Raw genomic sequence first — 12,873 nt, forward strand, 5'->3', positions numbered from 1 at the left:
CGCCGTTCGGCTCAACGCAGTTATGTCTAAGCCTACCGTTTCGCTCGGGCTGTTTGGTTTCTGTGACACAAACTAGCCGCGTGGGGGCAGGCACATTTCCGGGTGGCTATGGGGTTGGGGTGAAGAGCGCGATGGTTTCGATGTGGTGGGTGTGCGGGTAGAGGTCGCGGCCGGTGAGGGATTCGATCCGGTAGCCTCCGCGGACCAGCTGGCGTGCATCGCGCGCGAATGCCGCGGGATCGCATGCAACATAGACGATGCGACCCGGCTCAAGCGCGAGCATCCGGTTGATCGCTGACTTGCCTGCCCCGGCCCGCGGCGGGTCAAGCACGATGCCGTCGATAGCGGCCTTGCGGTGGCGTCGGTTTCTTCCGCTGCCTCGGCTTCTTCCGCCGCCACCGTTGTGGCCCAGCTGTGCGAGGGCGCGTTCTACTCGGTCTTGCACGATGCGGGCTTGTGGGGCGTCCTTGAGGTTGCGTTTGGCGTCCCTGTGGGTTCCTGGGGCGCCTTCGATCGAGATAACCTCGCCGCGCTCCCCTATCGCGTCGGCGAGCGCGGCGGTGAACAGTCCTGCTCCTGCATAGAGGTCGAGCCAGCGTTGCCCAGGTTGGGCTTGGGCATAGGTCATGACGTCATGCATGAGGGTTTCGGGCGCGGAGCTGTGGATTTGCCAGAACCCTTCGCCTGTGACCCGGTAGCTGTAAGCGTTGGCGGTTTGGGTGAGCCACGTGCGGCCGGTGATGCGTTCGACGCGGCCGCGGCCGTCGCTGGCTGCTCCCCTAACCTGGTTGAGCAGAGCGATCGAGGCGGCTGGCGCATCGTGGTCTTGGTTGGCGGTGGTGTTGCTAGCGATGTGGTTGCTGAGCCGTTTGATCGCTGAGCGTGCTGCGCGGGTTTCTTCCCCGGTCTCGGTGAGTGTGGGTACTGCGAGGATGAGGGGTGGCTCGTCGGTGTTGGAGACGGCGAGCTCTATCTTCTCTAGCCCCGTCAGATCAACCTCGCCGAGTTTCAGCGCCGCAAGTTTCGGGTGTTCTAGCGGCATGGTGGGGGTTGGGATGAGTGCGTGGCTGCGGGCTTGGCGCATTGCGATGCGGCCTTGTTCATCGATCGCATAGGCCATGCGGGTGCGCCAGCCGAGCCCGTCAGCGGTGTCGGTCAGTGGCGGTAGCACGCCGCTGTATTCGGTTTCGTTGACGTCGATCCCGCCGATGCGCGCTAGCTGTTCTGCCACGATGCGGGTTTTGAGCTCGCGTTGATGAGCTAAGTCGATGTGCCCGAAGTCCGCACCGCCCGGGACCTGGACCCTGCCCGCTTCTGTAGTCCCGCGGCCGAGCGGGTCGGCTGCCGGCCACACGTGTGGGACACGGTGCGAGGAGGCCTCGTGGACTGCAACGACGTCGCCGCGCCACATGCGAGCCTCGGGGTCCGGGTTACTGACCCGCACGGTGACCCGCTCCCCCGGAATCCCGTAACGGGCGAACACCACGCGGCCATCATCAGCGCGCCCTACGGACTCACCGCCGTGGGCGATACCCGTCAGCACCAGGTCAAGCTCAACCGGTGACAGCTCAGCATGTGACAGCTCATTGTCATTATGAGTCATGCTTGTGAACCTTCCTGTGCGGCACCGACCTGACCGGCAGTTGAATCAGAGATATCTTGTTCCAGCCCGATCTGCCACGGGACTGTAGCGATCACAATCCCCGGTTCAAGCCGCAGATGTGAATGCAACCGTGCAACAACCTGGTTGTGTACCAGCCGTTCCCACGCATGCTCAACCACGTACTCCGGAACAAACACCGCAACGATTTCCCGCGGCTTCTCTGCCCTGATCCGCCGGATGTGATCCACGAGCGGGCCCGCGACATCGCGGTACGGAGAAGCAAGAACCGTCAGCGGGACCGGAAGGTATGCCTCCTCCCAGCTGTCGATGAACCGGGCGGTCCGCTCAGGCTCGGTGTCTACGAGGATGCATTCCAGCCGCGCCGGCCGCATCCCCCGGGCATACGCGATCGCCCGACGCACAGGCCGGTTGGTATTCGATGCCAAGACCAGCGCATGCACACGGCTCGGCAAAACATCATCAGAACACGCAAGCTCATCCGGCCGAGCGGCCGCCTGATGTGCCGGCGCCTTCAACCTGCGATCAACACGCAAATAATGCCTGCGCATCGCAAGCATCAACCCCGCCCCCATAGCAATCAGTAGGAAAGCAAGGAACGCACCATAGGCCAGGCGGGTCGCCACAATCGTGACAAGCACCACACACGACAACGCCGATGTGAACCCGGCCAGAAGCATGTGCCGAATATCCCTACGCCGCGTAGCGCGCACCGCGTGCCTGCGATGCTTATTCGCACGCCTCGCAAGCCCCAACTGACCCAACCCGAACGCCATGAAAATACCCACAACATACAGCTGAATCAGATCAGTCACACGCGAACCGAACGCGACCACCAAAATGCCCGCGAAACCACCCAGCAACAAAATCCCGTTAGAGAACACAAGGCGCTCGCCGCGGGTGCGCATCTGGCGTGGAAGCAAATCGTCTTGGGCGAGTTGATATGCAAGACGTGGGAAGGACGCGAACGCGGACATCCCCGCCCCGAGCAGGATCACGACTGTCACCAACGCAACCAGGATCGCAGGCCAGTGGGCCCCCACGATCGACTGCGCTAACAGGACCGTGACAGGTGTGGGCCACGTGCCTGGCTCGACGGCTCTTTGCGCCTGCGTTCCGGAACCAGTCAACCCGCTTGCGGCAGGCGCGAGCCCCGAGGCGTGAGCCAACAGGAGAATCCCCACCATCCCGAGGGCGGAGACGATGCCGATGAACATGAGCGTGCGCCCGGCGGTCTTAGCGCGTGGGGAACGGATCGATGACGCATTCGTCACGGGTGTTTCCAGGCCGGTCACGGCGGCCGAGCCGGTAGAGAACGCCCGCAGCACCAGGATCACCGCGGCCCAGCCCTCAGCCGGGGCAGGCACCCGGGCCTGCCCGCCCGTCGTGGACGCGCTCTCGAAAGGTTGTAGTTGCCCAGTGACCATGACCATGACGGTGCCGGCCACCAGAATCAGCACGAGCATCGTGAGGAACACATACACGCTCACGATGCGGATGCGCACCGCCCGCGTCAGCCCGCGCAGGCTCAGAAGCGTCAACAGCACGACGCCACCCAACGCGATCCACAGCTGTGCCGGCTCAAGCGAGGGAAAAGCGATCACGATATAGCTCGCGGCGACAGCCATCGAAACCGCGACTGTGAGCGTCAAGTCAAGGAGCAGCGCGGCACCCACTGACGCACCAGCACGCATCCCGAGCTCGGAACGCGCAATCTGGTAGTCGCCCTGGCCTGGGGCACGCCGCACCGTCATCCGATACGCGGCAACCAGGATCAGCGTCACCAATGCGACCGCAACACCCACCCACGGCGCGAACGCGACCGCCGCAACGCCACCGACTGCCAATGTGAAAAGAATCTCATCAGGGGCGTACGCCAACGACGAGATCGCATTCGTGGAGAGCGCGGGCACAGCATCCTTAGGGGCAAGGCGGGCCTCAGGGCTCTTACCCGTGGCGACCGCCGTACCCACAAAGGCGCGTTTCACCGCATCAAAAAACGTCACCCATCCAGACTAGCCCCGAACGTGGCACACTGAGATCAGTCAAGAAACGAGGCGCATCAAACATGGCTCACTTTGTCATCATGGGGTGCGGGCGCGTGGGCGCCCTGCTGGCCCACTCGCTTGAAGACGGCGGTCATTCCGTGGCTGTGATCGACAAGGACCCCAACGCATTCCGCAGGCTTCCCGCCGGTTTCAACGGCCAACGCGTGACAGGCGTCGGGTTTGACCTGGAGGTGTTGAAAGAGGCCCGGGTGGCTGAAGCGTACGCGTTTGCGGCGGTCTCCTCCGGGGATAACTCGAACATGCTCGCAACGCGTGTGGCACGCGAAGAGTTCAACGTCCCCCACGTGGTTGCCCGCATCTATGATCCGGGGCGTGCTGAAGTGTTCCAACGCCTCGGCATCCCCACAGTCGCAAGCGTTCGGTGGAGCGCCGACCAAGTGCTGCGTCGCATCCTGCCCGCCCACACCCTCTACGGTGACTACCGCGATTCGACCGGCACCGTGATGCTGCGCGAACTCAACGTCGCACCCGCGTGGCGTGGGCAGCCGCTAGCCCGCATCGAGGAACTCACCGGTGTGCGCATCGCCTACATCACCCGCTTCGGGGAAAGCATCATCCCGAACACGGGGATGCTGTTCCAAGAAACTGACACGCTACACGCGATGATGCGGGTGGATGCAGCCGATGATGTAGACCGGATTTTGTCAGAAACACCGCAGCGGGCTGCGAAACTTGCAGAAGAACTCACTGAAGACGTCACGGATGAGGTGGAGCAATGAGAGTCATCATCGCCGGCGGAGGTTCGGTGGGCCAGTCGATCGCCTCAGAACTTTTGGGCCGTAAGCATCAGGTGTGCATCATCGACGAGGACCCCGCTAACCGCGAAGCCGTGACATCTGGGGCCCTCGATGGGGTTGAATGGCTCATCGGGGACGCGTGCGAGCTTTCCACACTGCGCCGCGCCCGCCCCGAAAACGCCGACGTGGTCGTGTCCGCAACCGGCGACGACAAAGCGAACCTCGTGGTGTCACTGCTCGCAAAATCCGAATTCGGTGTTCTACGCACCGTGGGGCGCGTGAACAACCCCCGCAACGAATGGATGTTCACCCAGGCGTGGGGTGTGGATGTCGCGGTCTCGACCCCGCGGCTATTGACAGCGTTGGTTGAGGAAGCCGTTGAAGAGGGAGACCTCGTGCGGCTCATGTCGTTGCGTTCGGATTCCGCGGACATCGTCGCGTTCACCGTTCCCGCGGATTCGCCGATGGTAGGGCTACGTTTCGCTGAAGTCCCGTGGCCGTTGCGCACGGTCCCGGTGGCTTTGCTACGCGATGACGCACCAATGGCGCCCACCGCCGACGACACGTTAGAGGCCGGCGATGAAGTCATCTTCCTCGCCGCACCCGCTGCGGAGAAGGAACTGCGGAAACTGCTACGGGAAGGCTGGGATCAAGCCGAATCCCTCGCCTGATGCCGCATCAGCGCATTACCGGTGTCGGCGCACGTGCTTCTGGGGTCGTTACCGGCAGTCTCGACGATGCGTGGGCGGGTGATGAACCACGCCAACACGAGCACACCAACATAGAGAGGCACGCCCATCACGAGCCGTGCCGCGCCGAGCGCGTTGACCTGGTCCGTGAGATACAGAGGCACCTGGACGGCGAGCCGGAACACAAAGAGGCCTAAGACCAGAAGGTTGGCCGTCTGATACACCCGCATGCGGGCACGGCTCTTGCGCCATTCGAGGTCTTCACCATGCAGGAAACCGAAAACCACACCCACCAACGGCCAGCGCACTAACGCTGAAATACCGAGCACGAGGGACGAGACGATGTTCGTGATGAACCCGGGCACATAGTAGTCCCGCGCATTGCCTCCCGCTTTAGCGAAGAAGGAGCACAACACGATCCCAAGCAGACCCGTGATCGCAGGCGTGACCTGCGTGCGGGTCACCAAACGAGCCACGATAAACACTAATCCCGCCGCCAGGGATGCGATCAGCGCGATATCGAGTTGCTGCGTGAACGCAAAAATCATCATGAACAAGAAACCCGGAACCGTCGACTCCGTGAAACCGCGGATACCACCGATCGAGGCCAACGGGTCGATGTTCCCGTCCTCTTTGCGTTTGATCGAGCTTCCAAGCGAACCCGCGACGGTGGCCGCCGCCTGATTGCGTTCACGCCCCTCTGTTGGCGGTGCGGACTGGGCAGGCTGCTCAGGTTGTGGAGACTGTTTGGGTTGTTCAGACATCCCGGCCCCGTTCCCTGTTTTAGAGTTGACCGCCCCTGCGTTCAGCAACCCAGCGTTTCTGAGTTCACGGCGAGTCGGTCGAGGATTCGTGGATCCGTTACGGTTCGGGTCAGGGCTGTGGGATGTCGGGATAGGCATGCCTAGGTTTCCTTGTCTGTCCGGTCTGGAGCCGCCTCGAGGACTTCATACCGGGGATTGAAGATGACGTTGCGGCCTTCGCGCCGACTCACGGGCCCGGAGAATCTCAGTGTCGCCCCCGGGTGGATGCCAGCAACATGCTGCTGGCCAAGCCAGATCAGAACGACGAACTCGCCGGCGCTGGCTACTGGGAGCCGCTGCCCCGGCCGAGGTTGCTCAGGAACCACGACCGCTTCGAAGCTCGCCGCGTGGCCTGGCGCGGGGCGCGTTGTGGCCGTGATCCATCCGGTCAGCTGGATCTGCTCACCAGTGACTCGTTCAGGCCACGGATGAGGCGTCCGGCGCTGGCTTGTGGGCACGCTTAGCCGATCTGTGTGATCTCAGGACCACGACGAGGGTCGTGGTTATCCCTGTTCGTTTCCGCATCATGCCGGGATCGGGCGGCTTCAGCGGCCTTCTCTGATCCGTCTGGGACGCGCAACGGCAACAGTTCGGTTGGGGACATCGGTTCCTGGCCGCGATCCACAATCACTGCTGCCAGGAACGCCTCGAGCTCTTGGGCTGCTTTATCGTTGATCGCGGCAGGGCCGCCGAATACGGCGCGCAAGAACCAGCGCGGCCCGTCGATGCCCACAAAGCGAGCCACCATGTGGCCCCTCTCCCCGTTCGGTCCTGTGGCTTCAACGCGTGCCAGAAGTTCAGGGCCAAATCGTCCGTCGCGGCGGTCCGTACGGCCGCCCTGTTGGGTGATCGCGTCATCGATCTCAGAGGAAATACCGTCCCACAGGCCCCCAGATTTCGATGCGGCGAAAGCCTGCAACTGTACGCGTGAGTCTTCATACTCAACGGCAGCAGAGACCACAGCACCCGAGGTTTCTTCAACCTCAAGGTTGAGGTTCATGCCCTCAACCGCGGGGATCTTCAACGAGCCGAGGTCGATATAGGCTTCAGTGGGAGTGCGCTCGGAGATATCGAAAGGGCCGTCAGTCCGGTCAGTTTTACCCTCAGGAACGCTAGGAGTCGGTTCAGCAGCCATAGTCTGCTCCGGTGCGGCATCCGCTTCCTGCGTCTTACGCTTACGGCGGGAAAACAGACCCATCGAAATACACGTCCTTCCAGATCACTCACGATCACGAGATCACGAACACCACGCCAAGGCCCGCATCATCGGCTTGGCCAGGTTCTTTTTCGAGTCTAGTCCTGTCATGAGCCCAAACACGGGAATATCACGCCTGAACTCATGTGCTTTCACTCTCAGTGGATTCCGCCTAGACCGAAGCTGTGGGTGAGCTAGTCGCTAGGTGAGTTAGTCAAGGGCTGAGTTGGTCAATGGGGTGAGCGAGACAATGGGGTCAGCTCGCCAAGGGGCGGGCTAGCCGCAGGACGGGTTAGGCGGTGAACCCGCCGGTGCTACCGTGCCCGCCGAAACCTCGCTCGGACTCCCCCAGCTCATCGGCTTCGAGAAAACGCGCGTGGCTGACCTGCTGGATCACCAACTGACCGATCCTGTCACCCGGGTTCAGCGTCACAGCTTTGAGCGGATCAAGGTTGATGAGGTTGACCTTGATCTCGCCGCGATAGCCCGCATCGATCGTTCCTGGGGCGTTCACAATACTCACACCATGCTTATGCGCAAGGCCTGAGCGCGGGTGCACAAAACACGCATACCCAACCGGTAGCTCAATCGCGATTCCAGTAGCAACCAGAGCCCGTTCACCTGGCTGCAACGTGACGGTTTCTGCGGCCGCGATGTCAGCTCCCGCATCGTCATGATGCGCATACGCAGGCAAAGACGCAGACGGGACCAAACGCTTGACCTTGACCACCGGACGGTCCACCCCGGCAGAAGCCACTTGTTCCTGATCCACGAAAACACCCCGCAACTTACGAAGACACACTCAAACCAGTGACAGTCTAGACGTTCGAGCCCAGCGCAGGGGCCTCAACACAGCCCAGCGCCGGAGCTTCAACCCCAGGGTAGGAGCCTCAACACAGGGCGCGAAGGCTCTCGATAGAATGGCACCATGTCCCAGCCTGATCCAACGTCCGAGTCTGTTCCGGCCCAGCCTGACCCATCCGAGCCACGCGACGATGCCGCGAGCACTACCGCGCCTAGCGCCGCGCCGTCCGCAGCAGGTAAGCCCCTCTTTGAAGAGAAGCTGCCTTATCCGTGGTGGATGTGGGTCGTCTCCGCTGCATTCGCGGTAGCCATCGGCTTGACCTTGGCCCCAACCAACATGGGCCTCCTTGCACTGATCGCCGCGATCGTATTCATCATCGCTGCCGTACTCATGATCAGCACAACCCCCAAAACCGTGGTCACCGAGGATGTTTTGCGCGTTGGCCGGGCCGCAATCGAGCGCCGCTACCTCGGCGAAGTCACCGGCTACCGCGGCTATAAAGCGCGCTATCAGCGAGGCCCAGGCCTCAACGGGCTCGCGTATATGAGCTTCCGCGGCTGGGTTGACCCAGTGGTGAAAGTTGAGATCACGGACGAACGCGACCAGACCCCGTACTGGCTGTTCTCCACCAAACGCCCAGAAGAACTCGTCGAAGCGCTCGGCGGCGCGATGGCCGCAGAAGACGCCCCTGAGATTTAAGAACCCAGCGATCTAAGAACCCAGAGATCTAAGGATGAGGACGCCCCAGCAGCGGTAGCGTTCTTAACGTTTGTGGGGTGCACACCAACATTTTGGTGTGCACCCCACAAACGTTAAACCTTGAGTGTTCTAGCCCGCGCAATCCTTGCAGTACAGCAGGCCGTCTTCTTCCTCAGCGATCTGGGAACGGTGACGAACCAAGAAGCACGAGTTGCATGTGAACTCATCAGACTGTGCAGGAAGAACCGTCACGTTGAGTTCTTCTTCCGAGAGGTCAGCACCCGGAAGTTCGAACCCTTCCGCCGCTTCGGTCTCATCCTCGTCAACTACCGCCGACTGACTGTCATTACGGCGACCTTTGAGTTCTTCAATCGAGTCTTCGCGGTTGCCCTCGTCGTTCTTACGAGGAGCATCGTAATCAGTGGCCACTTCTCACCTTTATTCTCGGAGGGGTCTCTGGCAGGGACATATGAGCCGATATGCAGAGAATATGTGCATTACCTATGTCGCACGTATCTAACACCATTACGAGGCCTCTTTGCAACACCTGCGTTCAGACCTGCGTCAAACACGACACCCCTGCAGACTACAAAGCGGCGCGCCGCAACGCAATATGGCCGCATTGTAGCTCAGACATGAAAGACTAGGCCAAGAATAGGCTGTGCCCGGCACCCGCACCCAACAACATCAACTCATGGTGGCAAGGCATAGCCCAAAGCCACCCACCGGGAGGAAACATGCGTAATCTTCGCGTGATTCGCGTTGACGCGGCAAACGCGACGCTGTACCTAAGCGATGCCGACGGTCACGAATACAGCCTCCCCATCGATGACGAACTTCTCGATGTCGTAATAGATCTCACATCACCGACCTCCACCAACGCAAGTAAGCCTGGCACCACAAGCAAGCCCGCTAAAACAGGCAAGCACAGCGCCGAATCCAACAGCACGGAAACGCCCACCACCGGGCCGAATGTGACTGTCACGGAGGCAGGTATCGCATTTGGGCGTGACCGCTTGCCGGCAGCTGACAAGCAGAAAACCAGCACACAGAACAACGTCGGTTCGCGGAGATCATCTCGAACCTCCGACGCTTCTTCCGCGGCCACCGCATCGGGTTCAGCCGCATCCGCCACTGGCACTTCCGGTGGCACTGCCTCCGCCTCCGGCACAGCAGGCCCAAGCTCCGGCGTAGCTGGCTCCGCGGCGGCTACACGGCGTGCACCCGAGGCGCGCCCGCTCAGGCCACGGGAAATCCAGGCCCGCATCCGCGAAGGAGCGACAGCCCAGCAGCTCGTCGAGGAGACTGGGACTGACATCAAGCTGATCGAAAGCTACGAAGGCCCTATCTTGGCCGAACGCCGTTACCGGGCACAGCAAGCCCAGGCCATCGAGGTTTCCGCGCCTCAAAACAATGAGGGCTACCGTGCCGCTTTCGGCGACAACCCAGCCAACCTGGGTGACATGGTGCGGGCACGCTTACGTGCCAACGGGATCGACGTTGAAACGCTGCGCTGGGATTCTTGGAAGGTCAATGCTGGAGCGTGGACCGTCATCGCGGACTTCGTGCTCCCTGAGACTGCCCCCAACGTGGGCGGTGAACCGCCGGCTGAATGGATCTTCCACCCGACCCGCCGCCACCTGGAGAACCGGAACCGTTGGGCCCAGGTGCTCTCTGAATGGGAGCCGTGGGACTTCTCTGCCCCACCGCGCCGGCTTGTGCCCGTCGCTGATGAGCCTGATCAACCGTTCAACGTCGAAGACGGCCCCTTGCGTGAAATCCCCCGCCCCGTTGCCGCCACAGGCTCCAACGCGGGCTCTGAAGACGCCGGCGCCTCGGCTCCGGATACGGCGCCGGGCAAGGACGATTCGGATCAAGAGCTGCTCGATGTTTTGACCCGCCGCCGCGGAACCCGTGTAGGCGAGGACGCCGAAGGTGACGATGCGCTAGCCCACCTCATCGCCCAAAGCCACCAGGACCGCGAACATTCCGGCGCTGACGGCGAAGCCCCGGACCGCACTGACGGCCAACACCTGCCAGACATCAAGAACGTCTCCTTCCCGCCGCTACGCCGCGTCCCAGACCCAGCCGCGGGACGGTCTCGGGCGAAGAACGAGGACAGCGGCAGCAATCTTGAACCGCATCCACTGTGGGGCGATCCACGCAACTCCGGCCACGGCCGCGCCTCTGAAGCCGAGGGCGAGACGGATGCCGAAACCACCCACCGGAAGCGCCGCTCCAAGATGCCGTCCTGGGATGAGATCGTCTTCGGTCGCGGCGCCCGCCACCCCGACGAAGAATAACCCCGACTCAGCTAGGCGGGCCTCAGGCTGGACCCGCCCCCATTAGGGCTGCGCGAGCACGGCGAACGGGATCCGACGTTCCGCTTCAGTGAGCGATCCGTGCTGCCCGATCATCTGGAACGCGTGTGGCGAAACCCTCCGCCCGTCATAGAGGGCGATCGGGCCGTGCGCGGCAATCACAACGTCACCGGCACGCTCTAACACCCCGTCACGGAACGAAGCGCCGAACCAGCCGAGCTCAACGTATTCCTCACGCGTGAGAATCCACGCATCCGCCCCGAAGCGTTCCTTCCACGCCGCAACCACCGCATCGCGCTGAGCCTGCGGAGTGTGCTGTTCAAAATGCAGCTGAACCGCGCGAGGCTCCCCCGCCGTCAGCTCGACCCCATCGATCAGCTCAGGGAACTGCGAATAATCGATTCGCCCCTCCCGCGGAATATCCACCATCCCGTGATCAGCGGTCAAAACCACCAGCGTATCCGCAGGCAGTTTAGCGATCAGCCGGCCCATCGCCGCATCGAGCTCTTCAAGCTCATGCCGCCACTTCTCTGATGCGACACCGTAGGCGTGGCCGGCTCTATCGAGGTCGTCCCAGTACAGGTACACGAACACGTCTTTGTGTTTCAGCTCAGCCAACGTAGCGGCAACGCGTGCATGTGGTGTAGTCACGCCCACGAACTCTCCGCCGCGCAGGCTAGAACGAGTCAGCGCTGAGTGCTCGAACTTATCCCGCGAAACGGTCACCACGCGGCGCACGGCCTCCATGCGCTCGAAACACGTCGGATTCGGTTGCCACTGCCCCGGGTCAAGATCTTCCGGCCAACCACCCAGCTGGTTGACTGAACGCCGGCCCCCTGCAGGATCCGGTGCCACCGCGTCATAACCCACGATGCCGTGCTCAGCTGGGGCGAGCCCGGTGCCCATCGCTGTCAGGGCCGCGGCGGTCGTGGTCGGGAACACCGTGGATAGCGTCCGCGAGCTTTCATGCTTCATCGCCTGGCGGATCACCGGGGCGTGCCCGCCGTAACGTTCGATCAGCTCAGAACCAAGGCCATCAACCATGACCATGACCGCCCGGCGAGCGGGTTCAAGCCCCGGGATCAGCCCGGCAGCGTTCGCTTCGCTGAAAGACGCCGAACACACAGGCACGACGCCATGCCATGCCGACAGTGCCGCATCGATCGTTGGGACCACCATGTTCAGGGTTCCGCGGCCATAATCTGGGGCCGCAGGCAGCTCAGTATCACCTGCGGGGATGCTTTGAGCGTCCGCATCCACGCCGCCGTGAGCATCAGCACCGCGACCGAACTGTGGGATCGAAAAATCAGTCATAGCGCTTACCACGTCCGCCCGTAGGCAGCGGCAGAGCACGCACGCCGAACATCCCTAGCGAACTGGCGGGCCGCATCGAGCGCTTTCTGGCCATCGGCATCCGCTGAAACACGCATCGCAAGGTCTTCCTTACTCAGCTGCCCCGTGAGGCCGTGATCAGCGATGCATTCAGGGTCACCACACTGTGCCGGAGCGAGCTCGGCTCGGGCACTGCCTGACCATGAAAGCGAAAACGTGAGCTCCCGCGGCGACTGCCCCGGCTTATACTCGGCAGGCCGCGCAACAACACCCGAAAGCACCACGGTATGCAAACGCTGCAACGGAACCGACTCAACCGAGAACGTCGCGATCGGCTGGCCATCAGCCGCGTACTGCGCGTCATCGATATGCAGAATGATCAGCTCTGCGTCAGTGAGCACCAAAACGATCGCATGCCGGTGAACCTCAACCGCCTCAACGTGCGTCTCAAGATGCAGATAATGACGACGCGGCACCGCCCCCTCAAGCTCCTCGTTAACGATGTCCAAAGTCAGGTCCGGATAGAACCCGGCCCGCTCTAGTTCCAGACGCAGCGCTTGATCAGCCGGCAGTGAAGACGAGGTATCAGACATAGACCCCAG

The 12,873-nt window shown here is 62.2% G+C and carries 13 protein-coding genes; 4 read left to right on the forward strand and 9 right to left on the reverse strand.

Going from position 1 to position 12,873, the window contains the following annotated elements; translation table 11 throughout:
- Positions 1-106 precede the first annotated feature (106 nt).
- Positions 107-1,603, reverse strand: coding sequence for a class I SAM-dependent RNA methyltransferase (locus HMPREF3160_RS03425; protein ID WP_070490466.1), 1,497 nt, complete (start codon positions 1,601-1,603; stop codon positions 107-109).
- Positions 1,600-3,627 (reverse strand): APC family permease, encoded by a 2,028-nt coding sequence (locus HMPREF3160_RS03430; protein ID WP_070507077.1) that lies wholly within the window; start codon positions 3,625-3,627, stop codon positions 1,600-1,602. The genes HMPREF3160_RS03425 and HMPREF3160_RS03430 overlap by 4 nt, the downstream gene beginning before the upstream one ends.
- 62 nt (positions 3,628-3,689) lie before the next feature.
- On the opposite strand from HMPREF3160_RS03430, the gene HMPREF3160_RS03435 reads away from it, so the two are divergent.
- Positions 3,690-4,409 carry a potassium channel family protein gene (locus HMPREF3160_RS03435; RefSeq protein ID WP_052048230.1) on the forward strand — a complete coding sequence of 240 codons (720 nt, stop codon included), beginning with the start codon at positions 3,690-3,692 and terminating at the stop codon, positions 4,407-4,409.
- Complete coding sequence (locus HMPREF3160_RS03440; protein WP_035754532.1) at positions 4,406-5,098, forward strand: potassium channel family protein; 693 nt, start codon at positions 4,406-4,408, stop codon at positions 5,096-5,098. Before HMPREF3160_RS03435 ends, HMPREF3160_RS03440 begins: the two co-directional genes overlap by 4 nt.
- Here the strand turns inward: HMPREF3160_RS03440 and HMPREF3160_RS03445 are convergent.
- From HMPREF3160_RS03445 to dut, 4 genes are all read right to left on the reverse strand, one after another.
- A complete protein-coding gene (locus tag HMPREF3160_RS03445; RefSeq protein WP_070490469.1) occupies positions 5,077-6,018 on the reverse strand; it encodes a DUF3159 domain-containing protein in 942 nt (313 codons plus the stop codon). The genes HMPREF3160_RS03440 and HMPREF3160_RS03445 overlap by 22 nt on opposite strands.
- 2 nt (positions 6,019-6,020) lie before the next feature.
- On the reverse strand, positions 6,021-6,377 hold the full coding sequence (locus HMPREF3160_RS03450) for a single stranded DNA-binding domain-containing protein (RefSeq protein ID WP_070490471.1): 357 nt from the start codon (positions 6,375-6,377) through the stop codon (positions 6,021-6,023).
- Between the two features lie 2 nt (positions 6,378-6,379).
- Positions 6,380-7,117, reverse strand: coding sequence for a DUF3710 domain-containing protein (locus HMPREF3160_RS03455; protein ID WP_070490473.1), 738 nt, complete (start codon positions 7,115-7,117; stop codon positions 6,380-6,382).
- A gap of 289 nt (positions 7,118-7,406) precedes the next feature.
- Positions 7,407-7,886 (reverse strand): dUTP diphosphatase, encoded by a 480-nt coding sequence (dut, locus tag HMPREF3160_RS03460; RefSeq protein ID WP_052048229.1) that lies wholly within the window; start codon positions 7,884-7,886, stop codon positions 7,407-7,409.
- A gap of 156 nt (positions 7,887-8,042) precedes the next feature.
- Between dut and HMPREF3160_RS03465 the strand changes: the two genes are divergently transcribed.
- Complete coding sequence (locus tag HMPREF3160_RS03465) at positions 8,043-8,618, forward strand: DUF3093 domain-containing protein (RefSeq protein ID WP_083285384.1); 576 nt, start codon at positions 8,043-8,045, stop codon at positions 8,616-8,618.
- Between the two features lie 129 nt (positions 8,619-8,747).
- Here HMPREF3160_RS03465 and HMPREF3160_RS03470 read toward each other — a convergent pair whose 3' ends face one another.
- A complete protein-coding gene (locus HMPREF3160_RS03470) occupies positions 8,748-9,047 on the reverse strand; it encodes a DUF4193 domain-containing protein (RefSeq protein WP_035754525.1) in 300 nt (99 codons plus the stop codon).
- A 308-nt stretch (positions 9,048-9,355) separates the two neighbouring features.
- Here HMPREF3160_RS03470 and sepH point away from each other — a divergent pair, with 308 nt between their 5' ends.
- A complete protein-coding gene (sepH, locus tag HMPREF3160_RS03475; protein ID WP_070507079.1) occupies positions 9,356-10,921 on the forward strand; it encodes a septation protein SepH in 1,566 nt (521 codons plus the stop codon).
- Between the two features lie 42 nt (positions 10,922-10,963).
- On the opposite strand, the gene HMPREF3160_RS03480 is transcribed toward sepH, so the two are convergent.
- Positions 10,964-12,253: an alkaline phosphatase family protein gene (locus HMPREF3160_RS03480; RefSeq protein WP_083285386.1), complete on the reverse strand. Its 1,290-nt coding sequence runs from the start codon at positions 12,251-12,253 to the stop codon at positions 10,964-10,966.
- Positions 12,254-12,258: 5 nt separating this feature from the next.
- Positions 12,259-12,864: a DUF5998 family protein gene (locus HMPREF3160_RS03485; RefSeq protein WP_070490477.1), complete on the reverse strand. Its 606-nt coding sequence runs from the start codon at positions 12,862-12,864 to the stop codon at positions 12,259-12,261.
- Between the last annotated feature and the right edge of the window lie 9 nt (positions 12,865-12,873).

Source organism: Arthrobacter sp. HMSC06H05, assembly GCF_001807395.1.
Classification (GTDB): Bacteria; Actinomycetota; Actinomycetes; order Actinomycetales; family Micrococcaceae; genus Pseudoglutamicibacter; species Pseudoglutamicibacter albus.